At 56.5% G+C, this 26,753-nt stretch carries 20 protein-coding genes and 1 other RNA gene; 16 read left to right on the top strand and 5 right to left on the bottom strand.

Annotated elements, in window-relative coordinates; translation table 11 throughout:
* Positions 1-44: 44 nt before the first annotated feature.
* The 5 genes from ACZRMO_RS21915 to ACZRMO_RS21895 all read left to right on the top strand — a co-directional run bounded on the left by ACZRMO_RS21915 (position 45) and on the right by ACZRMO_RS21895 (position 6,916).
* Entirely contained in the window at positions 45-2,855 is a 2,811-nt protein-coding gene (locus tag ACZRMO_RS21915; RefSeq protein ID WP_463974205.1) for an FAD-binding and (Fe-S)-binding domain-containing protein, read from the top strand.
* A gap of 136 nt (positions 2,856-2,991) precedes the next feature.
* Positions 2,992-3,270: a hypothetical protein gene (locus ACZRMO_RS21910; protein ID WP_463974204.1), complete on the top strand. Its 279-nt coding sequence runs from the start codon at positions 2,992-2,994 to the stop codon at positions 3,268-3,270.
* A 104-nt stretch (positions 3,271-3,374) separates the two neighbouring features.
* Positions 3,375-3,771, top strand: a transfer-messenger RNA (tmRNA) gene (gene ssrA, locus ACZRMO_RS21905).
* Positions 3,772-4,155: 384 nt separating this feature from the next.
* On the top strand, positions 4,156-4,443 hold the full coding sequence (locus ACZRMO_RS21900; RefSeq protein WP_463974203.1) for a DUF6124 family protein: 288 nt from the start codon (positions 4,156-4,158) through the stop codon (positions 4,441-4,443).
* Between the two features lie 268 nt (positions 4,444-4,711).
* Positions 4,712-6,916 carry an AIPR family protein gene (locus ACZRMO_RS21895; RefSeq protein WP_463974202.1) on the top strand — a complete coding sequence of 735 codons (2,205 nt, stop codon included), beginning with the start codon at positions 4,712-4,714 and terminating at the stop codon, positions 6,914-6,916.
* Positions 6,917-7,255: 339 nt separating this feature from the next.
* Here ACZRMO_RS21895 and dcm read toward each other — a convergent pair whose 3' ends face one another.
* Positions 7,256-8,692, bottom strand: a complete 1,437-nt coding sequence (dcm, locus tag ACZRMO_RS21890; protein WP_463974201.1) for a DNA (cytosine-5-)-methyltransferase — start codon at positions 8,690-8,692, stop codon at positions 7,256-7,258.
* Between the two features lie 286 nt (positions 8,693-8,978).
* Between dcm and ACZRMO_RS21885 the strand changes: the two genes are divergently transcribed.
* The 5 genes from ACZRMO_RS21885 (at position 8,979) to ACZRMO_RS21865 (ending at position 14,289) form a co-directional block, all read left to right on the top strand.
* Positions 8,979-9,476 (top strand): very short patch repair endonuclease, encoded by a 498-nt coding sequence (locus tag ACZRMO_RS21885; protein WP_463974200.1) that lies wholly within the window; start codon positions 8,979-8,981, stop codon positions 9,474-9,476.
* A 110-nt stretch (positions 9,477-9,586) separates the two neighbouring features.
* Positions 9,587-11,215 (top strand): ATP-binding protein, encoded by a 1,629-nt coding sequence (locus tag ACZRMO_RS21880; protein ID WP_463974199.1) that lies wholly within the window; start codon positions 9,587-9,589, stop codon positions 11,213-11,215.
* A 2-nt stretch (positions 11,216-11,217) separates the two neighbouring features.
* Positions 11,218-12,042 (top strand): HNH endonuclease, encoded by an 825-nt coding sequence (locus ACZRMO_RS21875; RefSeq protein ID WP_463974198.1) that lies wholly within the window; start codon positions 11,218-11,220, stop codon positions 12,040-12,042.
* Complete coding sequence (locus ACZRMO_RS21870; protein WP_463974197.1) at positions 12,035-13,852, top strand: DEAD/DEAH box helicase; 1,818 nt, start codon at positions 12,035-12,037, stop codon at positions 13,850-13,852. Before ACZRMO_RS21875 ends, ACZRMO_RS21870 begins: the two co-directional genes overlap by 8 nt.
* The gene (locus ACZRMO_RS21865) at positions 13,849-14,289 is read left to right on the top strand and encodes an EcoRII N-terminal effector-binding domain-containing protein (RefSeq protein WP_463974196.1); all 441 of its coding nucleotides are present in this window, start codon (positions 13,849-13,851) and stop codon (positions 14,287-14,289) included. Before ACZRMO_RS21870 ends, ACZRMO_RS21865 begins: the two co-directional genes overlap by 4 nt.
* Before the next feature lie 79 nt (positions 14,290-14,368).
* On the opposite strand, the gene ACZRMO_RS21860 is transcribed toward ACZRMO_RS21865, so the two are convergent.
* On the bottom strand, positions 14,369-14,584 hold the full coding sequence (locus ACZRMO_RS21860) for a hypothetical protein (protein WP_463974226.1): 216 nt from the start codon (positions 14,582-14,584) through the stop codon (positions 14,369-14,371).
* A 1,256-nt stretch (positions 14,585-15,840) separates the two neighbouring features.
* On the opposite strand from ACZRMO_RS21860, the gene ACZRMO_RS21855 reads away from it, so the two are divergent.
* Entirely contained in the window at positions 15,841-16,338 is a 498-nt protein-coding gene (locus ACZRMO_RS21855) for a hypothetical protein (protein ID WP_463974195.1), read from the top strand.
* Positions 16,339-16,482: 144 nt separating this feature from the next.
* Complete coding sequence (locus ACZRMO_RS21850) at positions 16,483-17,916, top strand: ArnT family glycosyltransferase (protein WP_463974194.1); 1,434 nt, start codon at positions 16,483-16,485, stop codon at positions 17,914-17,916.
* Between the two features lie 15 nt (positions 17,917-17,931).
* Here the strand turns inward: ACZRMO_RS21850 and ACZRMO_RS21845 are convergent, their stop codons facing one another.
* Positions 17,932-18,420: a TIGR00645 family protein gene (locus tag ACZRMO_RS21845; RefSeq protein WP_005791582.1), complete on the bottom strand. Its 489-nt coding sequence runs from the start codon at positions 18,418-18,420 to the stop codon at positions 17,932-17,934.
* 161 nt (positions 18,421-18,581) lie between these two features.
* Between ACZRMO_RS21845 and ACZRMO_RS21840 the strand changes: the two genes are divergently transcribed.
* Positions 18,582-20,405, top strand: coding sequence for a hypothetical protein (locus ACZRMO_RS21840; RefSeq protein WP_463974193.1), 1,824 nt, complete (start codon positions 18,582-18,584; stop codon positions 20,403-20,405).
* A 3-nt stretch (positions 20,406-20,408) separates the two neighbouring features.
* Here the strand turns inward: ACZRMO_RS21840 and ACZRMO_RS21835 are convergent, their stop codons facing one another.
* Together ACZRMO_RS21835 and ACZRMO_RS21830 are read right to left on the bottom strand one after the other, a co-directional pair.
* Positions 20,409-20,717 (bottom strand): PA4575 family protein, encoded by a 309-nt coding sequence (locus ACZRMO_RS21835; protein WP_124527788.1) that lies wholly within the window; start codon positions 20,715-20,717, stop codon positions 20,409-20,411.
* Positions 20,718-21,031: 314 nt separating this feature from the next.
* Entirely contained in the window at positions 21,032-23,470 is a 2,439-nt protein-coding gene (locus ACZRMO_RS21830; protein WP_463974192.1) for a Lon protease family protein, read from the bottom strand.
* A gap of 268 nt (positions 23,471-23,738) precedes the next feature.
* Between ACZRMO_RS21830 and ACZRMO_RS21825 the strand changes: the two genes are divergently transcribed.
* The 3 genes from ACZRMO_RS21825 (at position 23,739) to ACZRMO_RS21815 (ending at position 26,632) form a co-directional block, all read left to right on the top strand.
* Entirely contained in the window at positions 23,739-24,227 is a 489-nt protein-coding gene (locus ACZRMO_RS21825; RefSeq protein ID WP_026137099.1) for a DUF3015 domain-containing protein, read from the top strand.
* A gap of 91 nt (positions 24,228-24,318) precedes the next feature.
* Positions 24,319-26,172, top strand: a complete 1,854-nt coding sequence (locus ACZRMO_RS21820) for an Lnb N-terminal periplasmic domain-containing protein (RefSeq protein ID WP_463974191.1) — start codon at positions 24,319-24,321, stop codon at positions 26,170-26,172.
* A gap of 169 nt (positions 26,173-26,341) precedes the next feature.
* Positions 26,342-26,632 carry a chorismate mutase gene (locus ACZRMO_RS21815; RefSeq protein WP_463974190.1) on the top strand — a complete coding sequence of 97 codons (291 nt, stop codon included), beginning with the start codon at positions 26,342-26,344 and terminating at the stop codon, positions 26,630-26,632.
* Positions 26,633-26,753: the final 121 nt, after the last annotated feature.

Raw genomic sequence — 26,753 nt, 5'->3', positions numbered from 1 at the left:
GACGCCGGACCACGATTCCGGCGTCAGCTATTTCTGGAGGACCGATGAGCCTGCCTGCTGCTTTCCTGCACGACGTCGCACACCTGATCCCGAACGATCGGCGCTTCGACGACCCGCTTTCCACCCTCGCATTCGGCACCGACGCCAGCTTTTACCGACTTGTCCCACAGTTGGTTATCCGCGTGGAGTCAGAAGACGAGGTCGTCGCCCTGCTGCAACTGGCCCAGCGTGATCACGTTCCGGTGACCTTCCGTGCAGCCGGTACCAGCCTGTCAGGGCAAGCCATCAGCGACTCCGTGCTGATCGTACTGGGCGATAACTGGAATGGCCGCGAGATTCGCGGGCAAGGTACGCAGATCCGCCTGCAGCCCGGCGTGATTGGCGCCCAAGCCAACGCGTGGCTGGCACCATTCGGGCGCAAGATCGGACCAGACCCGGCGTCGATCAACGCCTGCAAAATTGGCGGCATCGTCGCCAACAACGCCAGCGGCATGTGCTGCGGTACGGCGCAAAACACCTATCACACCCTCGCGGGTATCCGCTTGGTCCTGGCTGACGGCAGCCGCCTGGATACCGAAGACGCTGCAAGCGTTGCGGCCTTTCGTGAACAGCAAGGCCCGCTACTTGAACGCCTGGCGACACTCGGTCGCGAGACGCGGGCAAATGCTGAATTGGCGGCCAAGATCCGCCACAAATACCGTCTGAAAAATACCACCGGCCTGTCCCTCAACGCCCTGGTGGATTTCGATGACCCGCTGGAAATCCTAAGCCACCTGCTGGTGGGCTCCGAGGGCACCCTGGGGTTTATCAGCGCCGTGACCTACGACACGGTGATCGACCACCCGAACAAGGCCTCGGCCCTGATCGTGTTCCCGGACGTCGAGACGTGCTGCAACGCAGTGACAGTGCTGAAAACCCAGCCCGTCTCCGCCGTCGAACTGCTGGATCGACGCAGCATGCGTTCGGTGCAAAACAAACCCGGCATGCCCGCATTCGTACAGCACTTGTCGGAAAATGCCTGCGCACTGCTGATCGAATCCCGCGCGGCGTCGTCTTCGCTGCTGCAAGAACAACTGGCACTGATCATGGCGTCCCTGGCGGCGTTTCCCGTGGAAAAACAGGTCGACTTCACCGAAGACCCGCTGGAAAACGCGCGCCTGTGGGCCATCCGCAAAGACACCTTCCCGGCTGTCGGCGCCGTGCGTAAAACCGGCACCACGGTAATTATCGAAGACGTGACGTTTCCGGTCGAACAGTTGGCCATCGGCGTCAACCGTTTGATCGAACTCTTCGACAAACATCACTACGACGAAGCCATCCTTTTCGGACACGCCCTGGAAGGCAATCTGCACTTTGTGTTCACCCAAGGCTTTAACAGCGCGCAAGAAGTCACACGCTACCAGGCGTTCATGGACGACGTGGCACAGTTGGTGGCCGTGGAATTTGGCGGCTCGCTGAAGGCCGAACACGGCACGGGCCGCAACATGGCGCCATTTGTCGAGCTGGAATGGGGCAGCGATGCCTATCAGCTGATGTGGCAACTCAAGCGCCTGCTCGACCCCAACGGCATCCTCAACCCGGACGTGATCCTCAGCGAAGACCCACAAATCCACCTTAAGCATCTCAAGCCACTACCCGCTGCCGACGAGCTGGTGGATAAGTGCATCGAATGCGGCTTTTGCGAGCCGGTGTGCCCGTCCAAAGGGCTGACGCTAAGCCCGCGCCAGCGCATTGTGATCTGGCGCGACATCCAAGCGAAGCGACGCGCCGGCATCGACACCACCGAACTGGAAGCGGCCTATCACTACCAAGGCATCGAGACGTGCGCCGCCACCGGCCTATGCGCCCAACGCTGCCCCGTAGGAATCAACACCGGCGACCTGGTGAAAAAACTGCGTAGCCGCGACGCCAACCGTACGAAAACCGCCGAATGGTTGGCCACCCACTTCGCCACCGCACTGCAAGGCGCACGCTTTACCCTGCACGTGGCCAATGGGGCACGGATGCTGTTGGGCGCGCCCCGCCTGGCGAAGCTGTCAGCCACGGTCACCAAACTGTCCAAGGGGCAGATCCCGCAATGGTCCAACGCCATGCCCCAGCCGGAAAAAGCCATCCGTTTCAGCCCCCCCGTGACCGACGAGCGGCCACGTGTGGTCTACCTGGCCGCCTGCGTCTCACGCACCATGGGCCCGGCAGCCGGGGATAAAGAGCAAATGTCGCTGTACGACAAAACCCGTGGTCTGCTGGAAAAGGCCGGCTATCAAGTCGTCTCTCCCGACAACCTGGACAACCTCTGCTGCGGTCAGCCCTTTGCCTCCAAAGGCTACGCCGAACAAGCCGAACACAAGCGCCAGGAACTGATCGGCGCCCTGCTCCACGCCAGCCGTGGCGGCCTCGACCCGATCTATTGCGACACCAGCCCCTGCACCCTGCGCCTGGTGCAAGACCTGGGCAACACACGCCTGGACCTTTACGACCCCGTGCGTTTTATCCGCACCCACCTGATGGACCGCCTCGACTTCACACCGCAGGAAGCCCCCATCGCCGTCCACGTGACCTGCAGCACCCAGCACCTGGGCGAAAGCCAGGCCTTGATCGACCTAGCCCGCCGCTGCGCAAAAACCGTGGTCATCCCGGAAGGCATCCATTGCTGCGGCTTTGCCGGCGACAAAGGCTTTACCACGCCGCAACTCAACGCCCACTCACTGCGCTCCCTCAAGGACGCCGTGCAATATTGCAGCGAAGGCATCTCCACCAGCCGCACCTGCGAAATCGGCCTGAGCCAGCATGGCGGCATTGATTACCACGGGCTGGTCTACCTCGTGGACCGCGTCACCCAGGCCCGCGCCCACTGATCCAGCAAAAAAACCGAACCCCTGCGCCCCAGCGCAGTCATCTGCATAGGCCTCGGCAAACGAGGCCCCTCAGTGATGTCGCTGGCAGCCCGTGAACGCCAGCAGCGTCGAGCCCTTTTGCGCAAGGAGATACCCTATGAAGCGTTCCGCTCTTGCTGGCTTGTTCATCACCGCTGCGATGCTGGCCTCCCCGGTTTTTGCTGCCGGTGACAAAGACCTCTGCGAGATCAACCTCAACAGAATCAATGACGGTAAAGCGACGCTCGCCACCGACAGCACTGGCAAAAGTGGTGAGATCGACACGGCCGTCGCCTCGGCCAAGGCCGCCCATGCCGCAGGTGATGACAAAAAGTGCATCGAGATCACCTCCAAGGCCCTGCAAGATCTGCAGAACAGCGAGAAAGGCGGCCAATAGGCGCCTCACCCGCTCGAGGCCAACCTTCGGGTTGGCCTTCCGTGACGGTTTGGCGTACACTGCACAGGCTTGTCACTCACTATGAAACAACGAGTTACAAGCACGGGGCCGTTTAGGATTCGACGCCGGTTGCGAAACTTTAGGTGCATGCCGAGTTGGTAACAGAACTCGTAAATCCACTGTTGCAACTTCTTATAGTTGCCAATGACGAAAACTACGGCCAGGAATTCGCTATCGCTGCGTAAGCAGCCTTAGACCTGAGCTTCTGGTACCTTCGGGTCCAGCAATCACCAGGGGATGTCTGTAAACCCAAAGTGATTGTCATATAGAACAGAATCGCCGTGCAGTACGTTGTGGACGAAGCGGCTAAAACTTACACAACTCGCCCAAAGCACCCTGCCCTTCGGGTCGCTGAGGGTTAACTTAATAGAAACGGCTACGCATGTAGTACCGACAGCGGAGTACTGGCGGACGGGGGTTCAAATCCCCCCGGCTCCACCAATTCGAACCATCGACAAAACCCGCCAAGTGCGGGTTTTGTAGTTTCTGAGGGCTAGAAAGCCCAGCCGGCGGGCCTTCGGATTTTTCCTTCAAGATGTCACGCCGTTGGTGAACTGGCGCAACCCCAACCACAACGCTAATGTTCGCCCGTCGTTGCTCATCAGCGACCGGCTTTGACAGGCCGAAAAGTGTAACCTTTCACCCCCCCCCATGATTTAACGGCATGCTTCACGCATCCCGTGTCGTTCATGGCGGCTGTGCGTGGGGCATCTTCGGGTGCGCCGGGTTCCTACACTTTCGGTCTGTCAACCTGCGTACAGCTGCCACCCAATCCTGTTTGACAGCAGGGGCCGGCAGCTCCTTAAACAGTGTGGGAGCCTCATCATGAAAAAAATCCCCCCCAATCCCCCGACAAATCTTTTAGAGGTCGCTCAAAACATCGACCCCGAAACCCTGCTGATTCAAGCCAGCGAAACTCTGGCCTCGCTTAACGCTATCACCACCGATCTGGCCTTCGAACTCGAAGGCGAAAACCGTCAGAAGCTTTTGGATAGCCAACAATTAATCGTGCTGGGTGAGTTACTGATCGAGCGGGTGTTGGTCGTAATGCACCCTACTACCGATACGTTCAAACGGCTTCGTTGCCGATGCCACTCCAATAGAGGATCGTGACACCAAGGCGGCCTTGTAATCGCTGACTGAATTTTGGACTGGCTCAATGAATTCGGCAGTTTAAGTCGAAAAATCATAAACGCCAACAGGAAGGCTGAGCCTAGGCATAACAGGGTTCTTGATCCCAGTAAAAGCTGTTGAATTTCCGATCCATATAACCTAGTCTGGCAATTTGCTATTAGCTTATCGACAAGTAGGCCATAGCAGTATAGCGATCGAATATTCACACAACTATTATTTGCTGGCTCGATATGCAGGGATTATGTAAATGGAGAATCTTTCAGGTGCGGACGGGGTAGTTTCAGAGTCATCTTCATCGAGCATTGAATTTATAAAAGAGATATTAGCGTCTGCAAAAAATGAGTTAACTGAATTTAATTTAAGTATTTACGCAGATGTTCAGCGTGATACTGACGGTAGTGGCGAAACCGATCTAGAAAGAGATGCGTTCTTCTACCTGATGACAGAACGTCTTGAGGCGGTCGGAGAGATCGAGACATCCGAGCGTGCATACGTTGATGTTGTGGTCAGCAACAAGACGATCAGAGTGGACGGCAGTGGCGGTGATCCAAGAGATACCGATGGTGTTTTGAGCCTGATCGTGTCGGAATTTCATGGAAGCGAACTGAAGACGATTAATGCACAGGACGCAAAGCGGATCTTCGGATATTTAAGAAACTTCATTACCTCATCATGGAAGTCAGATTTCCGTACGTCGCTACCCACCGGCAGCCCAGTTGCCGGGCTTGCATCTATGATAGCCGATGCATGGGGTGCGACAACAAAGATCAAACTCATTTACGTGACCAATGCAAATTACAGTGCTCGCACGGATGCTGTGACTGCAGGGGAAATCGGAGGTGTTCCAGCTACTTATAATGTTTGGGATTTATCCAGGTTTTATCGTTACGAAAACTCTCTGCAGGCACGAGAGGTATTGAATATAAATTTTCGCGACACGTTTGGCGGATCGATACCAGCTTTGGCGGCATCCAAAGATGGCGGAGAGTTAGACAGCTACCTGATGGTAATCCCAGGCATTCAGCTTGCGGACATTTATGACAAATGGGGCGCAAGATTACTGGAGTCTAATGTCAGAAGCTTTTTGCAGGCAAAGGGCAAAGTAAACAAGAGCATTCGAGACACTATCAACACCGATCCTGCGCTGTTTTTCTCATATAACAATGGTTTGTCGGCCACCGCTGACAGTTTAGAGCTTGAGAGTTCCGAGCCCGGCGGAACTCAAGTAGTATCAATAAAAAATCTGCAGATCGTGAACGGAGGGCAGACGACCGCTTCGATTCATGCTGCAAAACGCATAAATCCTGATGCGTTAAAAGAAGTATATGTTCAGATGAAGCTTACAGTTGTTCCGCCTGCAAGGGCTGAAGAACTGGTACCTAAAATTTCCGAATTTGCGAATAGCCAAAATAAAGTAAGCGCTGCCGATTTCTTTTCAAACCACCCCTTCCACATCCGCATGGAAGATTACTCTAGGCGAACTATCACTCCTGTCGAGAGTGAGTCTCGTGATACGAAATGGTTTTATGAGCGCGCTCGTGGACAGTATCTCGTGGAGCGAGCAAAGCGATCTGACGCAGAAAGAAGGCGCTTTGATATCGAGTACCCAAAAAACCAGTTTTTTACCAAAACTGATTTGGCGAAAGTAGAGTTTAGCTTCCAGGCGCTTCCGCATATTGTAAGTAAAGGCGCTCAAAAGAACTTCGCTGATTTCGCCAAAGATATTGGTGCGCAATGGCTCAAAGGGGACGGAGCTTTTGATGAATTGTGGTACAAGCGCTTGATAGCGAAATTAATTATTTTTAGACACATGGAAAAGCTAGTTCCAAGGCAGGAGTGGTATCCTGGTGGCTATCGCGCGAATATTGTTACCTATGCCGTCTCGAAGTTGTCGTCAGATGTTGCAGAAAAAGGACTTGCGATAGACCTTGACTCCGTATGGCGCAGTCATAGTGTCTCGTCAGACTTAGAAGGCGCATTGTTATTCACCGCTAAATTTGCAACAGCTGTAATCATGCATCCCGTACATGGGTTGACAAATATCAGCGAGTGGGCAAAGAAACAAGCTTGTTGGGAGACTCTTAGAACAACGGCAGTCGCTTATGGTTCTCCTCTCGCGCGGTGCACTGTAACTCTAGCCGAGCTAAGGTCCGCAGAGCAGGAGCAAAAGCGAGAAGCAACCATGATTTCCGGTATCGAGGCGCAATCACAGGTAATATCTTTAGGGGGAGAATACTGGGGGCGATTGAGGGCTTGGGCCCGAGACAAAGCTCTTATCTCTATAAAGGAAGATGGAATCTTGAAAGCCTGCACTGTTATTCCAAACCGTTTACCATCCGAAAAACAGTGTATCTTCGCGCTCAGGACACTAGAAAAATATCGAAGCATTGGATATCGGGACGAAGATGAGCCTCACCGAATCAAAATCAACAAGTGGATACGCGATCACTGACCTATAGGTGTGGTGCGCCCCAATGGGCGCATCTCACCTATAGGGCGAATCTTATATATACGGATGAATATTCGCTTCTGCTATAGAGCCTGTGGATATACATGTCGCCGCTGGCACGTACTTGATCCCCGCTTCCAGCACAACGCTGACACACTTAAACAGCCACGATCCAACTCTGGTAATGGCTTGTGGAGGAGCTAGTCGGGCAAGTGCGGCGGCGGGGTCAATCGTGCACTGCGGGCAAGGCAGCATCCATCCAACCGAAGCGCCCGAATCGGCGTGGGAGCATAGCTCCTGATACTCCCTTCATGGACGACTCCAGCCCTCAAACAGTGACAGTTAACCCGGAAGCGCCATCTCCAGCTGCGGCCTCTCCACGTCTTGAACTTTTGCCCTCGCCGCCAAGATGCGGTCCTTCATCATTCGTGCTACCGCCTCGAAAACAGGAACCGCTACGGAGTTGCCAAATTGACGGTAGGCCTGAGTGTCCGAGACAGGGATCACAAAGTTGCTTTCACCTGGTTTGTCGAACCCCATCAAGCGCGCACATTCATGTGGTGTGAGTCGGCGCGGTCGGTTCATGTGGTTCAACTCACCATGAAACTCAAGTTTGTCCGAGAATCCGCGATCAACCAGGATTTCGGAGCCGTCCTTGTGGTAGCGGGCGGACAGCGTACGCGCCACGCTGTTGGGGCCGGTCAGGCCGAAACCGAAACCGTTGCCCTTCTCCTTGTGCTTCTGGGCGTACTTGTAGAGGTACTCCCATAGCTTGGGTGTGAGGATATACTTACTGTCGACATCCTTGTCCAGGAGGTCCCCAAACGAGGGTCGTTGCGCTGGCTGGTGCTTGACGATGTCCTTGAGCGTAAAGCCCTGATGGACGTTTAGATCACGCCTGAAGCCTACCAGTACTATCCGCTCGCGGTGCTGAGGCAAAAATCTCATGGCATCAATGACCTTTGGATCGGCGCCCTTGAGGCTATTTACATCAGCCACTTCGTAGCCGAGCTCGTCCAACGCCTCACAGATAATCCGGAATGTATTGCCCTTGTCGTGACTCTTGAGGTTCTTCACGTTTTCGAGAAGAAACGCTGCAGGACGCTTGGCCGCGATTATTCGGGCAACATCGAAGAAAAGCGTACCTTGAGTCTCGCACTCAAACCCATGCTTGCGACCTAGCGAGTTCTTTTTTGATACGCCCGCCAGGGAGAACGGCTGACAAGGAAAGCCTGCCAGCAGTACATCATGATCAGGTATTTCGATATCAATATTGTGGTATGCCTCGTCCTCGCTGACATCTGGTCTGTCAGATAGTGTCACCGACCGGATGTCTAGATTGAAACGATGCCGAGCTGGATCGCAGTAGTGGTTGGCTTTGTAAGTCCGGACCGCATACTTGTTCCATTCGGAGGTAAACAGGCACTCCCCACCGATCGCCTCGAAGCCCTTGCGAATACCGCCGATACCGGCAAACAGATCGATGAAGGTAAAGGTGCGCTCGCCTTCGACCTTTCTAGGCAGCAGCTCACTCAGTCTCGCGTGCTCAACGTACGAGAGCTTCGGCGATGCCTTACCCTTGTACCATCGGTTGATGGTCTCGCGGCACCAATGCCCTGGACTCGCTTCGTTGAGTATTTCTGCCAAGAAGCCTTGGTCATAGATTTCGAGCAGCTGCTGCAGCAGCACCAGGTCGTTCCCGGCCTGGCTGGCGGATCGATCCGCCAGCGGGCTATAAGTGTCTCGGCAAGAAGTTTGTTCATTTTCGACGAAATTCATAAAGACTCTTCTGGGTCATATCTGTGACGCGTTATCACCATTCTATCCCTACATTGCTCAATGTGAAGCAGTTTTTGGAGAAACCTTCGGCAATAAGGATATACCTAAAAGACCTTTTAGCTGTCCATATATACAGTGTTTAACTCTAAACCTTTTTTTGCCAAATTAGCCCATTATCTCATTTGGTGCCTCACCCAAGCCGGCTACGTAGTTACCTGCATGGTTTCCTGAACCATGCAGAAAGGGCGGGACCGAATGTAAATCTCTTCATACGTACGGTACTGAAATGGACACGGTGGATACCGCTACTCGCTCCAAGATGATGTCTGCCATACGTGGCAAGGACACCGGCCCCGAAATGGTCGTAAGGCGTTTCCTGCACGGACAAGGTTATCGGTACCGCATTCACCGTAAGGACCTTCCCGGCAAACCGGACATCGTGATTCCTCGTCTGAAGGTCTGCATCTTTGTTCATGGGTGCTTTTGGCACCGTCACACAGGCTGCCCTTTCGCAACGACCCCGAAGACGAGATCCGAATTCTGGAACGAGAAATTTCAGAAGAACGTGGCGAGGGATCTCGCACACATCGATGCTCTCGAAGCTGCTGGCTGGAATGTTCTGATTGTCTGGGAATGCCAGCTGAAGAAGGAGCCCGAAACGCTGAACAGGCTGGAGCAGAAACTCCGCCTGTTGTCGTCCGGTAAGGCTTCTCGTGGGAATTCGACCGCACCGTCAGCCGGCACCTGCTTTGAAGGATATCTTCATGCAAAGCCAAGCGAGTGAATTAGCCTGCAGTGGCAGAGTGCAATTATACTGGGTCGAATTGTCGTCTGGTGCATATCCTCATGGCGCTGGGACTTGACGGTAGAAGCGCAAATTAAAAGGATTTCGATGTGAACGATTTGATCAATGAGCCCGATGCACCCCGCTTGATTTTCGGTCTGAGGGATACTGGCTACAACTTTAGGACTGCGGCTGCAGACATCATCGACAATTCCATTGCCGCCAAGGCTGACCACGTCAATGTCGAGATCACCCTGCGGCAAAACGGCCGAAAGCTTGTCTATTTCGGCGACAATGGAGATGGCATGGATGCGCAGGGCATCCATCGGGCCATGCGTTACGGAGCCCCGGAACGTGAGAATCCGGAAAGTCTCGGCAAGTTCGGGCTTGGTCTAAAGACCGCTTCAAGCTCTGTCTGCCTCAAGTACACGCTGATTTCCCGCAAGGGGCCGGACCAGGAACTGGCAAAGCTTGCGTGGGATCTTGACCACGTTGCTCAGCAGAAAAAGTGGGAGATGCTGAAGGAACCGGTCACTCCAGATGAGCAGGAAATGTTCGAGGAGCTGTGCGGCGCCAAAGGGACCCTTTTGATCTGGGAAAAGTGCGACAGGATCCTGACCAAGGATTATGAGCCCGGTTCCGTTAAGGAACGGGATGCGATCAATCGGCTTGCACAAAGCCTAGTCAAACACCTTTCGCTCGTTTATCACCGATTTCTTGACAAGGCCGACGATCGGGAGCGCAACGTATCCATTTTCGTCAACCAGATCCCAGTCGATCCTTGGAACCCTTTCTATCCTGCTCGCTCGGAGCAGGTCCTTGCCGAGAAAAAGCAGAAGCTCCTGGTGGAAATGCCTGACGGCTTGGAAGAGGTTGCGAACATTCGAGCATGGATTCTGCCCCACCGCAGTGAAATGACCAAGGATGAGGAAAAAACCTATGCGCGCATATCCAACCGAGCCCAAGGTTTCTATGTCTACCGTGAGGGTCGCCTGATTCAGGACGGCAGCTGGATGGAAGTCTTCGGAGCAAATGAGCCGCACACCTCGCTGCTGCGGATCGAGTTCGACTTCGGCCACGAGCTCGATGATGCCTTCCGGATCGACGTCAAGAAGTCCCGCATCCTGTTCCATCCGGATCTAGAAGAGGGCCTGAAAGAGCTGTTGCAGCCGATCTACAGAGAAGCGGAGAAACGTGCTAGAAGGCAGAATCGCGAGCAGACCAATGTCCGTCAGATCGACCACACGAGCGCAAACAAGAACATTGCAGACACTAGCAGCGCCAGCAAGGCTCAGGTGACATCAGTCGACACTACAACCCAATCAGCAGTCATCGCGAACAACATGGGCTCGAAGATCAAGCTCAAGCTTGCCGTCCAAAGCAATGTGAGCCCCGACACCGTGTATGTAGATGCGGTCGAAGATATCAATACCGGAGAGCTTTGGCAGCCCGCGCTACGCAGTGCCGGGGACAGCGGGCATATGCCAGCGGTGCTGCTGAATAAGCACCATGATTTCTACCAGAAGATCTACAAACGTGCCGCTTCCAACGGTTTCGCAGTGGAGGGCATGGATCTGCTTCTATGGGCGTTTGCCGCTGCAGAGCAGAACAACACAAACGAGGAGCTGGAACCGATCTTCGAGGATATCCGCAGCGAGATATCGAACAACCTGCGCAAACTCCTGCGCAATGTCCCCGACCCTGACCCGGCTGACCTGATAATCGAAGAAGAAAACTGAGAATGATCGCCGGGAAGAAAGATCTGATCCTGAGGGAACTGGAAGAAGGAACCGGGGCTGCGATCGCCGCTGCAGTCGACAAAAGCGGGCGTCGATCAGGGCTGCGTATCTGGTTCGGAGATCTTGACCAGAAGCACGGCCCGGTTGCCGAGCTTAAGCCCTACGGGTTGAAGGGGCACAGTGTCGGTCTGTCGTTTGGCAGCTTCTCAGGAGAGATCATCGGCCAGATCCGCAGAGCTTCCTCGGAGGACGTGCAGCTGGCGCGCGCTCTGATCGCCTCGATTCGGTCCGATATCGCGGTGGAGATCTCCGGACAGGACATCTCCGATTGGACCGTCACCTCCGGCTCTTTCCGGATGACCGCACGAATCCGGGATCAGGACCAGCCACATGAAGACGTTGCCATCATAGCCATCTGTCGCGACGTGATCGTTCCGATGATGGCTGCAATGGCCGAGCTCATCGGATACGACGTCATCGAAGAGGAAGTCAATGATGATGTTCCGGCATTCGAAGGTGCCATCCTTCAGTCAGTCGTGCAGCGAAGGGAACGAAATCCGCGCAACAGGCTTCTGTGCATTCGCATCCACGGAGAGCGCTGCACGGTCTGCGGACTCGAACCGCGTCGGGCTTACGGGGAAGCGGGGTCGATAATCGAGGTCCACCATCTTGAGCCGGTTGCATTGCTTGTTGAGCCACGCCCCTATGACCCATGTACCGATCTGGTACCACTTTGCCCCAACTGTCATCGGGCGCTTCATACAAGGCGTCCGATACCGTTGGGCATCGAGGAACTGAAGGAATTGAGGAGCGCCTGTAATGAGTAAGGCTGTCGAGCTTCCAGAGACCTTCGAATCACTGCAGGCAAGCCCACCGGAAGGCCTCATGCTTTCAGAGCGCCTGATCGAACCCGTAATCATCATCGGCAAGGCTGGGGATAGCATTGTCGCGCGGCTTGGTGGTGTGCGGCTGCTGGGAGGAACCCGATATGTGCATCGTGCTCCCAGCAATCGCCATGCATGGGTCATGGACGGAACCACGGTTCGGCCTCTTCCGCGAGATGCAGCCATCCTATTCGAGAAGATGCTGAGTGGGTCATCGCCCGACAACCTTTCTTACAGCCAAGCAATGAGCCTTGTCCGCGACACCAATGCAGCCATGCGGGTAGAGGTCGACGAGGGATTTCTCCAAGCTGGCAGAGCCGCGGCCGACAATCTTGACAGCGAGATAAAAATCCCGGGGCTGACGGCAACGCTGTTTCCTTACCAGTCGCGTGGCGTCCGTTGGATGTGGGACACCATAAGGCATACGGGCGGGTTGATCCTTGCAGACGAAATGGGACTGGGGAAAACTCTTCAGATCATTGCCCTATTGCTGATGGACCCGCCAAAGGCGGACTCCCCAGCCCTGATAATCTGTCCCACCAGCCTGATTGCCAACTGGGTGCGTGAATTCGAGCGCTTCGCCTCTGGAATAACGGTGATGGTTCACCGGGGGCCCAACCGGGCCGGCATCTATCGAGAGCTCCAGCGGACAAGTATCGTCGTTACAACCTACGACACCATGGTCAATGACATCTCGATTTTCTCGTCGTTTGAATGGTCCTGGGTAATTTGTGACGAGGCTCAAGCCATCAAAAACCCGGACTCGAACCGCAGAAATGCAGCCATATCGATCCCGCGCCGGCGAACCATTCCAATGACTGGCACGCCAGTGGAAAACAGTCTTCTTGATTTGTGGTCACTGGCTGACTTCGCGATTCCTGGCTTGCTGGGATCGAGACGAGAATTTGAGGCAACTTACCCGGACAGCCTCGAGTCGGCGCAGACGATTGGACATTTCACGGATCAGATCATCCTCAAGCGTAGAGTGGCTGATGTAGCGAGTGACCTTCCGGAACGAATTAATATCGATCTGCCGTTAGAGTTAGACGATTTGCTCGCCGATCATTATCTCATGGTACGTGCCGCTACGTTGGCCAAGTACCCTGTAGCGGGGGCTTTGGTCGCGACGCTGCAGCTGCAGCTGGTCTGCGCACATCCTTGGCTGCGGAGAGATGAGGACGACGACGAGGGTGATGAGTCTGGCGTCCTCCGCTCAGCCAGACACCCTCTCATGACCCCAAAAATGGAGCGTGCTGTAAGCCTGCTTCGTGAGGCATTCTCTAACGGCCGAAAAGTGATTGTGTTTGCACTGTTCAATAGGATAGGCGACCTGTTGATGGAGGCAGTCCAAAGTCTTCCCAATGCTTACTGGGGGGCGATCAATGGTTCGACGCCCCAGCAAGATCGCCAGGCAATCATTGACGATTTCACAAATCACGACGGGCCCGGGTGTTTAGTGCTGAACCCTAAAGCCGCAGGTGCCGGTCTGAATATCACTGCTGCTACGGTTGTAATCCATTTCACTCCAGTTTGGAACCCTGCGTTGGAGGCCCAGGCAAGTGCGAGGGCACACCGTCGTGGCCAGACACAGCCCGTGACCATCTACCGCCTGTTCTACAAAGATACCGTAGAGGAAGTGATGATTGACAGATCACTCTGGAAAAGTGAATTGGCGAACGAAAGTGTTCCAGTTTCGTCCAGAAATGCAACCGACTTGAAGCGGGCCTTAGAAATAACTCCGGAAAGATCATGACTAACAGAACCTTCAGCAAGAGACTCAGTGCCAATGACGTTGGCTCTACCGGCGGCCATCAAGGCGGCATCCTCGTTCCCAGAACGGAAGGGGAGTTACTTACGTTCTTGCCCCATCTGGACCCCACTATCAAGAATCCCGACATATGGATCGAGTGTGAGGACGAAACAGGCACCGTACGAAAGTTTCGATTCGTTTACTACAACAACAAGCTCCATGATGACGGCGGAACCCGTAACGAGTATCGCATTACCTACATGACAAAATACTTTCGCGAAGTAGGTGCTAGAGAAGGCGAGGAGCTGGAGTTATCAAAGAATGGGACTTCGAGCACCTACAAGATCCGTGTAGTGCGAACCGTTGCCCTCCTTGACAATCAGGAAGAAAGCGACGGCGTTAGGATAAAGATCAAATCAGCTTGGAGGCGGGTCTACTGATTAAGTAACCATTGGCTTCGAACGCCTATGGTTGAATGTTGGGGCGAGTCCGCAATTATCAGGAGTTTACGAATCGCTTCTAGACTAGTAGGGCCGTGAGCCGGTAGCAATCAGAATATCCCTTCAGAAAGTAGTTCAGGAGCCAGCACACATGCATGAACTGCCAAGCCCAAGGGTTGTTTCGCTGCCATCGCTGTGGAATGGCCCCCTGCATGATTCTAGTCTGACGCAGATGCCGTTGCTGAGTAGCCTTCAATCCGATCAGTACGCCGCTCAGGAACAGCGCCACATCAATCCGGTTATGCCCAAGTTCCGGATTAATCTGGTGTCGGACTTATTGATCACGGTCGCGGTCCACTCGATAGCAATGGCCACCATTGATCGATGCGGTATGCCCCGTGAGCTGCTCGTAACGCTCGCAGGGGCAGACGAGTCACACAAGGGCCGGATTGTTCATCTTGAAGAGAAAAAGCGCGCTGTTGCGTCATTGCCTGTTCGGACGTAAGTCTGAACAAACGGCTGATCCGACAACGCCGCAGCTGGGCCTTGTCGATAACGTGGAAAGCATCACCGATGCCTGTCGACGATTCCGCAGAATAGGTTTTTTCACCAACCAAGCCTCGCGGTAAACGCAAGCCGCTAACGTCTGTACCCAAGCACTACATTACGAATGATTAAAATAGGCCGTCGTACTGAGCGTCATGCTGCGCAGCGCGTACATGGGGGGACAAGTGGGGGGATAAAAATTATCTCAACGAGAAACCCAAATAAAATAAGGCTACAACCTACAAATAACGTCGCCCACAAACCGGGCTAACATAGAGCCGAATTGATAGAGCAGGAGGGATTGAACGACCCCAACGTTAAAGGGATGTGATTGAGTCCTCCGGATCAGGAGGAACCACGTCTGCTCCACCTATGACGCCTTAAATCATTGCAACGGCGCTCAGTATTCCAAAGAGTATTCCAAGCAAAAAAATAAACCGTTAAAACTATTATATATCAATTACTTAAGTAACTAGCTCAGATTATCCAGGCCCACCACTTCAACAAAAAAAGACGCTCACGGACGTCTTTTTTTGTGTCTGACATCCGGGGCAATTCAAAAAACAGCTCGCGTCGCGCGATCGTCAAATTCTCGAAGCATCCTCCGCCCGTACAACAACCGTCCTTCGCGGAAAATCTGGTTCTATTTCCCGCCCGCAAAGATTTCTACTCTGAGCGAGAAATAGACCAGCCGGTGCCCGTTCGTCTGCGCCAATCAGGCGCGGGGGAGTACGGTAGTGCTGACCCAGACACACTTGGGTCACGAGTTCCGCGAGCGGCCCAAGCTCTCGCCCAGCGGTCAGTTGATAATCCACGGTGCTCACCCCTATTCCAGGCCATTTACGCAGGCTTGGAGCGCCACTTTTCAGCGGATAATCGATTCCCCCCACACCGCATTTGGATTAGCCACTTCACCAGCGCAGAATATCCCGCCGCAATAGCCCCATTACCCCAGCCTCCAGAACACAACGCCAGCAAGCTTTAACGACAAGGACAAGCGTCGCATTGAATAGAAACTCCTACACCTACCTGATTGGCCTCGTACTGCTTGCAGCGCTGATCGTGAGCTTGGTATTCATTGTCTGGCCCTCCGCACACTTCAAACCAGTGACCGAAAAAATCTGCCTGATCTCATCGCCATTGCTGGCAATCGCCTGGCTGTTGCACCAGTGGCGCACCAGGCGGAGTGAATTGCTGCGTAAAAAGCCGCTGGATCGGATGAAGTTTGTTTTCGCCTCACTTATAGCCAGTGGCATGGTCATGTCCGCACTGCTTGCCGTAGTCGTTCTTCTTACAAGCAGAACATTCAGCAGCTGCGCGACAACCTACGAATACGCAACAGGAGGCCATCGCAGTTGCAAAGGCATCCACGTATTCGATACGGAATTGCACAAAGACATCAAAATCTGCGGCACAAACGGCGCTGATCGTCAGGGTTGGGTACGGGTGGAAAAGCTCAGCGGGCCGCTGGGAATCTTTGTCATAGGCACGGTGCCCATCTGACGTTTGCGTTGCCAGATCGGCGCAGGGACTGCCCCTTCACTATTTCCCCATCCGTTCACGAAATATTCAGAATCGCCGACCGATACTAGCCCATTGCAATGACCGCTCTCCCCGAGCGCTCCTCCGCCCTGGTAGCCAGAATCCATGACGCGTCCTGTTCCTCTGCTGCTTCTGCTTGTCTGTGTGTTGTTCTTTTTTGCGTTGGGCAGCCATGAGCTGCAAGGCTCCACCGAAGCCCGCGTCGCCGGGATTGCGATGGCCATGCACCTGGACAACAACTGGGTGGTACCGCAGTTGTTTCGCGAGCCCTTCCTGGAAAAACCGCCCCTGAGCCTGTGGCTTGATGCCGGGGCGATTCGCCTGTTTGGCGGCACCACTTGGGCGGTGCGCCTGGCCTCGGCGTTCGCCGGGTTGTTCAGCGTGATGCTGTTCTACGGGATGCTGCGCAAGTTCGGCCGGCCGCAGACCTTGGCGTTTTGCGCGGCGTTGATCCTGGCAACCATGGCCAGTTATTGGAGCAACGCGCGCGGCGTGGGTGAAGACTCGCTGCTCAGCCTTGGCGTGACCACCGCGCTGCTGGCGTTCTACCAAGCGATGCGCCCGGAAAACCAGGGCTCCAAGGCCGGCGCATGGGCGCTGTTCACTGCTGGCATGGTGATCGCCACCCTGAGCAAAGGTGTACTGGGCCTGGCGATGCCGGGCATTGTGATTTTTGTGTACTTGGCCGTGACAGGTGTGATGGACAAGCGCCTGCGCATCGGCGACTGGCTCAAGCCCGGGCGGTTCACCCTGCTGGCCTTGGTGCCTCTGATGATCTGGCTGGCGTTCCTGTTCCAGCGTGGCGGCATGCAGGCCGTCGGCGAAGTGTTGTGGACCAACAGCGTCGGTCGCTTCAGTGGCTCGTTTGTCGAGGCCGGGCACTACGAGCCGTTCTACTACTACATCGCCAAGCTGCCCGAGGCGTTCCTGCCGTGGAATATCCTGGTGTACCTGGGCCTGTGGCATTTCCGTAAGAGCCTGGTGCGCAATCGCTACCACCTGTTTTTCTGCATCTGGCTGGTGGCGCAGTTCACCCTGCTGACGCTGGCTTCCAGCAAACGCACCGTGTACTTGATGTCGCTCACACCGGCCGCCGCGGTGCTGGCGGCGGAGTATGGCCTCGTCCTGCTGCAATGGTTGAAAGCGCGCAAGCCTGGCCTGTACCGCTACCATCGGCAGGCGATCGGCGGTGTATTCGCCGTACTGATTGCCAGCTATATGGTCGCTGCAAGCGTGTTTGCGCCCAAAGCCGACAAGCGTGAGTCGTTCGTGCCGGTGATCAGCCAGCTCCAGGCGTTGCAAGCAGAAGGTCGAGAGGTGGCGATATTTCAGCCGAACGAGCGGATTGCCGGGGCCGGGGTGTTCTATATGCAGGGCTACGTGCCGCTCCTGCAAACCGAGCCCGAGTTGCGCGCATTCCTTACCGCCAAACCCGGCAACGTTGCGTTGACGGATCACACCAAAGGGCTGAATGAGCCGGTGAAGGTGATCAAGGAGATGGCGATCGGCCGCCAGCCTTACTACTTCGTCGAGCAATAAGGCTGGCGCGGTGCATCAGTGCTTGGTCAGCTTGTCCAGGTAACCCATGGCAAACGCCGAGACGACGAAGGTCATGTGAATGATCACGTACCACATCAGGTGCTGTGGATCGACGTTCTTGGCATCCATGAAGATGCGCAGCAGGTGGATCGAGGAAATCGCCACGATGGACGCCGCCACTTTCATCTTCAACGAGGAAGAGTCCATGGTGCCCAACCAGTTGAGCTTTTCTTTGTTTTCATCGATATCCAGCTGCGAGACGAAGTTCTCGTAGCCCGAGATCATCACCATCACCAGCAGGCCACCGACCAGCGCCATGTCGATCAACGACAGCAGCAGCAGGATCACTTCTGCTTCCAGCATGGTGAAAATATTAGGAATGACGTGGATGATTTCCTGGAAGAACTTCAACGCCAGGATCAGCAAGCCCAGGGACAGCCCCAGGTAGATCGGCGCCAGCAGCCAGCGTGAGGCGTACATAGTATTTTCGATAAAGCGTTCCATGGGATCTCACACAGCGGGGCTAGAAATGACGGCGAGTATACCAGCCGCTACCAAACACCTGTAACCGCGAGAAAACTGACCTGAGCGCATCTGTAAGAGAATTTTTCTGCTAGTGTCGAGGCCATTAAATCGGCTCGATGACGTCGGACAGGAAAACTCAGATGATGGATGTGCGAACGCCTTTGGCCAGCTTCGGCCTGTGTGCAGTGTTGCTGATGGCCAGCGGCTGCGCCCCCAAAGATGAGCAGAAGCAAGCCACCCTCGAAGAGAAAACCGCTAAGTTCGAACAATCCCTGGACAGCATCCAGGACCCCAAGCTGCGCGACGCCATCGCCGACCTTGGCGGTTCGCTGCTGTTGCTGGAACGGGCGCGGGTCAAACTCGCCGACAAGCCCATCGAAGCCGAATACGGTGAAAACTCCCTCGCCCTGCTAACGCATTACCCTACGCCCCAGGCGCTGGTGGACACCTATATCAATGGCCTTTTCGTACTGCGCAAAGCCTCCCATTCCGACTACCTGACGGACTTGCAGCCGGTCTTCCCCTTCAGCTTCAACAGCCCGGACCAGTTCCCGTTCCCCCATGGGCTGGAATGGCAGTCGGTAACGTTGAGCAACAACAAAGTCATCCCCTTCCAGCCGGAATGGTCAGAAACCGACCCCGGCATCCAGTTGAGCCCCAGCAGTTCCAACCTGACCAACCCCGATGACTTGACCGTCACCTACCCGTTCATCGACGGCATCGAGACTGAAAACAAAAGCCAACCGCAGCCCGTCAACCTCAAAGGCACGGTGGAAGTGGTCGCGCCGGGCAAGGTCCTGAACTTTGACCTGAGCAAACAGGACGTCGGGCGCACACGTACCGAAGGCACCGTCACCCTCAAGCTGCTGTTGCTGGAAAAGAACTACGCCGAGATCGAGATGAGCAACAGCGCGCCCCTGGCCCCGGAGGTTGGTGACGAGTCGCCCAACCCGCTGCTGGTCGAGGCGCGGGACAGCACCGGGCAATTTCTCACACGCTCGGGCTCGATCAACGAAAGCGCCGCACAGGTGGCGTTCTACGAGAAACAATTGGCCGAGATGCAAAAACAGACGGCCTGGTCCGAGGCCTTCGAGAAAAAGCTCGTCGACCAACAAAAAGACTTCGAACACAAGCAGAGCAGCCATTACGCCAAGGTCTACTTCAATGGCGTGATCGATAACCTGCAGATCAGCGTGCTGGATTTTTCCAAGGCCACGCTCACCCGCAAAGACCTCGACCTGCCGGTACTGCGCTTCGACAAGAACAGCCTGCAAAAAACCGTGCAAGCCTTGCCAATGCCCGTCACGGTATACGACGACGGTGCCGCGAGTTGGCTGAAAGACGCGACCCTGACCGAAGACCAACTGAAAAACAGCGTCACCATCAGCCAGTCCACCGAAGACGCCAGCGCTGCGCATATCGTGTTCGACCACCCGTTCACCTTCAATGACGACCTGGTCGGCGCCGAACGCAACAGCAGCGAAGCGCCCATCACCTTTTTCACCGCCGACGACAAGGGCGAGCGCGGCGAGCCCATCGAGCTGCCGACGGAAGCCTTCGAGCTCAACCCGGCTCGCGGCACCCTCACCTATGACCTCAACCTGTTCCCGGAAAACCCGGCGTTTGTGGTCGGTTCGATCCCGCTGTTCCTGGCCACCATCGAGAAAGCCACGATTGACACCGCCAAGCTGCCCAAAGGCCTGTCGCTCAAGGACAACGCGCTGGTGGTTGACCAGAAAGAGTTTCCCGCCGACAGCTGGCGCTTCTATGCCAAGGACGCCAGCGGCAATTACCTCAAGGAAATCCTCGGCGTCAGCCACCGCGCCGAGGAATACGGCACGGCGATGTTTGACGTGCACTATTTCTACGGCCAGCCGACTATCCTGGAAAGCTACCAGCGCACCGACCTGGACACCGTGCAGTACGGTTTCGAGGTCAAGTTGGACAAGCCCGAGAGCAAATAGCGCTCAGTGATGGGTGTCGCCATTGAGCTGTCGCAGATGGGCCTGCATGTGCAGGCTCCAGATCTGCGGATCGCCGGCCTGCTCATAGCCATGCAGCGTGAGGCTGTCGACGATTGATTCAAGCATGGTTTCTGCCACGAACGGCCCATGAAACGGGCCTTGTGACTTGATGGTGGACGGCTGTTCACCGGTCATTCCGGCGGCAAACAACAAGGTCCACAGCCCGTTATCCCCGGCGAGAGGGCGAATGGAACATTCGATACGGGTGACCAGGCCCAGGCACTGGCGGGTAAGGCAAAGGCTGCGCGGCATGGCGGCGACCCTCGGTAGATCGGTGTTCAACCTCAACGCTCGGCGAGGCTGTTTCTATCCTGCGACTCCTGTGGAGATCCCTTGAGCAGAGAATAGAAGAAAACCGCGAGAAACCAAGGTTGTAGGGACCAACGGGCGTTGGCCCCAAACCCGAGTCAATTTCATGACATGTAAACGCAGGTCCAATGTGGGAGCGGGCTTGCTCGCGAAAGCGGTGTTTCGGCCAGCAAATGTATTGACTGACACACCGCTTTCGAAGTCTCGCTAAAGCTCGACATCTCCCACAGGGGACCAGCGTCGGCGCCAAAATCCCCTCAGGTTGGCTTGGCTTCAGCCAGCGCCTGCTGCGCCAACTCCTTCTCCGCTTCCTTCAGGTCTTCCTCGCTGATCATCTCCGCAATCACCCGCAGGCGCTCAACCACCCGCGCATTGACCGAGCCTTCCGGGAACTGCCCTTCGTCATCCGGCGCACCGGCCGGCTCGCCCACCAGCAGGCTCAAGGCTTCATCCGCCTGGCGCACCGCATAGATATGGAATTGCCCGGCGCGTACCGCCTGCAACACCTTCTCATCGAGCATCAGCGTGGCAACGTTGGCCTGGGGAATGATTGCCCCCTGCTCGCCGGTCAAACCGCGGGCTTCGCACAATCGGAAGAAACCTTCGATCTTCTCGTTGACGCCACCCACTGCCTGCACTTCACCAAACTGGTTGATCGAACCGGTGATGGCAAAGCACTGCTTGAGCGGCGTCTTCGACAGGGCCGAAATCAAGGTGCACGCCTCGCCCAGCGACGCACTGTCACCGTCCACGTAACCGTAGGACTGCTCCAGCGCGATGCTCGCCGAGATCGCCAGCGGGAATTCCTGGGCATAACGGCTGCCCAGGTAACCGGTGAGGATCATCACGCCCTTGGAGTGAATCGGCTGGCCGAGGTTGACCTCGCGCTCGATATCGACAATGCCGCTGCCGCCCGGGTACACCGTGGCGGAAATCCGCGCCGGTACGCCAAAGGCCGAGTCACCGACTTCCAGCACCGTCAGCCCGTTGCACTTGCCGACGGCAGCACCGTCGGTGTCGATCAGGATCACCCCGGCGAGCATGTCGTCGAGAATCCGCGCTGACACACGCCCGGTGCGGGTGGCCTTGGCCTTGAGCGCTCGCTCGATATGCCCGGCGTCGGTCATCTCGTCGCCGGCCAGGTGGCGAATGAAGTCCGCTTCGCTGACCAGCTGAAACAAATCACCGATACGCGCCGACAAACGGCCCTGATGCTCCGCCAACCGTGCGCTGTAGGTGGCCAACCGCGCCACCGCATCCGAGGTCAGCGGCGCCATGCCTTCTTCCGAGGTGCGGGTCTTGAGCAACTGGGCAAACTGCTCCAGGCTTTCGTCCACCATCGGGATGTCTTCGTCGAAGTCCACCAGCACGCGGAACATCTCCTGGAAGTCCGGGTCGGCGTCCTGCAACGCGTAGTACAACTGGCGCGAGCCGATGATGATCACCTTGACCTGCAACGGAATCATCTGCGGGTTGAGGGTCACGGTGGCCAGGCGGCCCAGCTCGCCCAACGGCGATTCCATCTTCAGCTTGCGCGATTGCAGGGAGCGCTTGAGGGCGTCCCACACAAACGGCTCGCTGAGCATTTTCTCGGCTTCAAGGATCAGGAAGCCGCCATTGGCACGGTGCAATGCGCCAGGACGCAACTGGCGATAGGTGGTGTAGAGCGCGCCCTGGTCGGTGCTGTATTCGATACGGCCAAACAGGTTGTCGTAGGTCGGGTGCGGTTCGAACACCACTGGCGCGCCGCCGTTGACCGGATGGCCCACCACCAGGCTTGGGCAGTATTGCTCTTCGAGCAACTTGCGCGCCTGGGCGTCGGTCTTGGCGTCGTCCACCAATTGCTCGACCACGGTCTTGAGCAGGTACACCTGCATGGCTTGCAGGTAACCGCAGACTGCGGCGTTTTCCGCGTATTTTTCCGACAGCGGCGCGAGCAAAGGCTGTAGGGCCAGGGTGATGGTTTCTTCGTTGAACTGCCGCAGTTGGTTGTTCGACTCACGCTTCCACTGCGGCAGGCTGGCCAATTCCTCGTTGAGGCGTTCTTCCAGCTCGGAAATATCCGTGTGGAAACGCTCGCGGTCGGCTTCCGGCAGCTGCGAGAACTCCGCCTCGTCCAAGGCCTTGCCGTCGAGCATCGGCGTAAAGGCGATGTTGGAGCTGTCGCGGTAGAGCGCCACGTCCTTTTCCAGGGCCAGGCGCTCGATCACGTCCAGGGCCTTGTCGTAACGCTGGTTGAAAGCGCGGTCGATGGCACTTTTGCGCTGCTGGTAAGTGGGGTGTTCAAAGACCGCCGGAAAGGTGGCCGTCAGGTTGTCGACCAACCCGTTGATGTCGTTGATGAACGACGCCGCAGCGCCGCCTGGCAATTCCAGGGCGCGGGGTTCGCGAGGCTCATCGAAATTGTTCACATAGACCCAGTCTGACGGGGTCTGCAGGCGTTTACCTTCAGCCTTCAGGTAGCGTTTGACGAACGAAAAGCGGCCGGTGCCCGGCTCGCCCATGACAAACACGTTGTAACCGGGGCGTGGCATGGCCACACCGAACTGCAAGGCTTCAACCGCACGTTCCTGGCCAAGCACACCGCGAAAGGGCTCCAAATCATTGGTGGTCGAGAAGCTGAACTGTTCAGCGGAGAAAGGGCGAGTCAGCGCTTCGGGCGCTAGACGCAAGCTGGCAGCAACAGGATCAGGCATCGGGCTTCCTTACATCAGGCGGGGCAGATGTCGGCATTCTGGCTCTCGCTTGCGCGCTCTGGCAAGGCACGTCGTTGGGAAAGCTTGGGCGCGGATCGGGTCCTACAAAAAAAAGCACGACATCTCTGATTGTTTTATAAAAAACCACGGAACCCCTTGAACCTGCCTAAACTCCAAATTGCGCGGGTTGGACTAATAACTGGCCCCTAGGGCGCTGCGATGCGCCTGAACCCTTGTCCATTGGTTTGCACACAAAGAGAAAAAAGCTATGAAACGGATCCTTCTCGGTACTCTCTTCACCGTTGTCTCCCTCAATGCAATGGCAGAATCGCCAGGTGGCCCGAACTGCGGTTGGGGCAACATGCTGTTCGAAGGCCAGCGCGGCACGCCAGCCCACTTCCTGGCCTCCACCACCAACGGCACGTCCGGTAACGCCACCTTCGGCATGACCTCGGGCACCAACGGTTGCAGCACCAACAGCGCCCTGACCTACGGCGGCAAGTCCTGGATTGCCATGAATGGCATGATGAACGAGCTGTCCGAAGACATGGCCAAGGGCAATGGCGAAGCGCTGACCACCTACGCGGTGGTACTGGGCGTGGCGCCGGAAGATCGCGAGCACTTCGCGGCCGTGACCCACGAGCACTTCCAGCAAATCTTCAGCAAGGCTGACGTGACCGCTGACGACGTGCACAACAACACCCTGTCTGTACTGAAAAGCGATGCCCGCTTGGCGAAATACGCAACCCAAGCTTAAGCTCGACCAGCCCGCGCCTCCCCAGGCGCGGGCTGTATTTTTGGACCCGCCCCCCTTTTGGGTCTCACTTTTCCCGACTTAAGTTGCTCCTATGCTCAAACGCTTTGCCTGGATGGCACTCTTCGCCTGCGCCCCGCTGTACGCGGCCCCGCATCTTGATGATCAACGTTTGCAGCAACTGGCCAACGATCCGTTCTGGCTGTCTTTGGGCCATTACGAAGCCGGCAAAATCAGTGGCTGGCGCAGTTACGTCAGCGACCAGAAGTTCTTCCTCGCCGCGGATGGCGCGCACCACCCCGACGCCGAACTCAAGGCCACCGTTGACGCGCTGTACGCGCCGGCAAGCCTTGGCGAAAAACACGCCCAATGCGTCTACCCCGCACGTACCCGCTGGCTCAAGGATCAGTTGCACCTAACCGACCTGCCCGCCGTGGACTGCAAAGAATTCAAGCAATGGTTCAAGGACGTCGCCCCCCACAGCGCGGTGATGATCTTCCCCGCGGCCTACCTCAACAGCCCGTCGTCGATGTTCGGCCACACCCTGCTGCGTATCGACCAGGCCGACGTGCAAAGCAACAACACCGCCTTGCTCAGCTACGCGATCAACTTCGGCGCCTATATCGAGGGTTCCGACAACAGCATCCTCTACGCCTGGAAAGGCCTGATGGGCGGCTACCCCGGCCTGTTCGCGCTGGTGCCGTACCAGGAAAAACTCTCCGAATACCGCAGCCTTGAGAACCGCGACCTGTGGGAATACCGCCTCAACCTCACACAGGTCGAGACCGAGCGCATGGTCGAGCACGTGTGGGAGCTCAAGCAGATCAAGTTCGACTATTTCTTCTTCGACGAAAACTGCTCCTACCGCCTGCTGGAACTGCTGCAAGTGGCGCGTCCAGGCCTGCGCCTGACCGAACAGTTCCCGCTGACCGCGATCCCCACCGACACCGTAAAAGCCGTCAAGGATGCTGGCCTAGTTGAAAAGATCGACTACCGCCCTTCCCGCGAACGCGAGTTGCTGGAGCGTGCCAAGCCGCTGGACAGTGATGAACAGCAATGGGTGCTGAAAGTCAGCGATGACCAGAAGCAACTGCAAGACCCGACGTTCAAGGCCCTCGCCAAAGACCGCCAGGCCCTGATCATCGACGCCGCCTACCGCCTCGGCCGTTACCGCGCCAATGGACTGGAACGCGACCCCGCCCGCTCCCAACGCAGCTTCGAACTGTTGCGCGCAATCAACCAGAACCCCGCGCCCGACCTCCAGATCACCCCGCCCGGCCTGCCGGAAAACGGCCATGAATCGCGCACCTGGCAAGCCGGCATCGGTACCCGCGGCGACAAGGCCTTTGGCGAATACGGCCTGCGCATGGCCTACCACGACCTCAACGACAACGCCGAAGGCTTCCCCCTCGGCGCACAGATCGAGATCCTGCAAATGAAACTGCGCCAGTACGAAGGCAACCACTGGCAATTGCAGCAACTGGACCTGGCCACCATCCGCTCCCTGACGCCGCGCAACGCCCTGTTGCAACCGTTGTCCTGGCAAGTCACCGGCGGTCTGGAGCGCGTACCGGGCAAGCACGACGACGAAACCCTGGTCGCCCACGTCAACGGCGGCGCCGGCGGCACCTGGCAACTGCGCGACGACATGCTCGGCTTTGCCCTCGGCACCGTGCGCGTGGAACACAACAATGACTTCAACGAAGCCATCTCACCGGCGGCAGGGTTCAATACCGGCGTGCTGTGGAGGAATCCACTGGGTAATTTGAGCCTGGAGGCCAAAGGGGATTTTTTCACCAATGGTGAAGTGCGCCGTAGTCTCAGCCTGAACCAGCAGTGGGAATTGTCGCGCAACCTGGGCGTACGCTTGAGCGCGCAGCGTGAGTACAGCCACTTGTCGACGCCGGTGAATGAAGTGATGCTGGAAGTGAAGTGGTATCACTACTAAGGCCCACCGCAAATCCAAATGTGGGAACAGGCTTGTGTGGGAGCGGGCTTGCTCGCGAATGCGGTAGTTCAGTCAACATCTCCAGCGACTGACACACCGCATTCGCGAGCAAGCCCGCTCCCACATTGGGTCCGCGTTTATTCAGAGATACCTCAGGAGATCCAACAACATGGCCGTTACCTGCACCACCCTCGACGAAGTCCGCAGCAACATCGACCGCCTCGACCAGCAAATCGTCACCCTGCTCGCCGAACGCGGCCAATACGTTTCTCAAGCCGCGCGCTTCAAAAAAGACGCCGACAGCGTCAAAGCCCCGCAGCGGGTTGAACAGGTCATCGCCAAAGTGCGCAACCTGTCCAATACCGTGGGCGCCAACCCGGACGTCACCGAACAGGTCTATCGCGCCATGATTGCGGCATTTATCCAGCAGGAATTGGCTGAGCATGCGGCTTTGTCTTGATCGTTCCCACGCTCTGCGTGGGAATGCATCCCTGGACGCTCTGCGTCCGTTCTAGAAGGCGTGACGCGGAGCGTCACCGGCGGCATTCCCACGCAGAGCGTGGGAACGATCAAGGTCAAGT

The sequence above is a fragment of the Pseudomonas sp. B611 genome (genome assembly GCF_055407965.1).
The sequence above is the reverse complement of the archived record's forward strand: the minus strand, read 5'-3'. Positions and strand labels throughout refer to the sequence as shown.

Bases quoted from the DNA above. Each gene is read 5' to 3' on its own strand.
- ACZRMO_RS21820 (WP_463974191.1), top strand. From the start codon at position 24,319: ATGCTCAAACGCTTTGCCTGGATGGCACTCTTCGCCTGCGCCCCGCTG.
- ACZRMO_RS21895 (WP_463974202.1), top strand. From the start codon at position 4,712: ATGGAGAATCTTTCAGGTGCGGACGGGGTAGTTTCAGAGTCATCTTCA.
- ACZRMO_RS21870 (WP_463974197.1), top strand. From the start codon at position 12,035: ATGAGTAAGGCTGTCGAGCTTCCAGAGACCTTCGAATCACTGCAGGCA.
- ACZRMO_RS21915 (WP_463974205.1), top strand. From the start codon at position 45: ATGAGCCTGCCTGCTGCTTTCCTGCACGACGTCGCACACCTGATCCCG.
- ACZRMO_RS21830 (WP_463974192.1), bottom strand. From the start codon at position 23,470: ATGCCTGATCCTGTTGCTGCCAGCTTGCGTCTAGCGCCCGAAGCGCTG.
- ACZRMO_RS21815 (WP_463974190.1), top strand. From the start codon at position 26,342: ATGGCCGTTACCTGCACCACCCTCGACGAAGTCCGCAGCAACATCGAC.
- ACZRMO_RS21835 (WP_124527788.1), bottom strand. From the start codon at position 20,717: ATGCCGCGCAGCCTTTGCCTTACCCGCCAGTGCCTGGGCCTGGTCACC.
- ACZRMO_RS21845 (WP_005791582.1), bottom strand. From the start codon at position 18,420: ATGGAACGCTTTATCGAAAATACTATGTACGCCTCACGCTGGCTGCTG.
- ACZRMO_RS21885 (WP_463974200.1), top strand. From the start codon at position 8,979: ATGGACACGGTGGATACCGCTACTCGCTCCAAGATGATGTCTGCCATA.
- ACZRMO_RS21850 (WP_463974194.1), top strand. From the start codon at position 16,483: ATGACGCGTCCTGTTCCTCTGCTGCTTCTGCTTGTCTGTGTGTTGTTC.
- ACZRMO_RS21840 (WP_463974193.1), top strand. From the start codon at position 18,582: ATGATGGATGTGCGAACGCCTTTGGCCAGCTTCGGCCTGTGTGCAGTG.
- ACZRMO_RS21875 (WP_463974198.1), top strand. From the start codon at position 11,218: ATGATCGCCGGGAAGAAAGATCTGATCCTGAGGGAACTGGAAGAAGGA.
- ACZRMO_RS21865 (WP_463974196.1), top strand. From the start codon at position 13,849: ATGACTAACAGAACCTTCAGCAAGAGACTCAGTGCCAATGACGTTGGC.
- ACZRMO_RS21900 (WP_463974203.1), top strand. From the start codon at position 4,156: ATGAAAAAAATCCCCCCCAATCCCCCGACAAATCTTTTAGAGGTCGCT.
- dcm (WP_463974201.1), bottom strand. From the start codon at position 8,692: ATGAATTTCGTCGAAAATGAACAAACTTCTTGCCGAGACACTTATAGC.
- ACZRMO_RS21825 (WP_026137099.1), top strand. From the start codon at position 23,739: ATGAAACGGATCCTTCTCGGTACTCTCTTCACCGTTGTCTCCCTCAAT.
- ACZRMO_RS21910 (WP_463974204.1), top strand. From the start codon at position 2,992: ATGAAGCGTTCCGCTCTTGCTGGCTTGTTCATCACCGCTGCGATGCTG.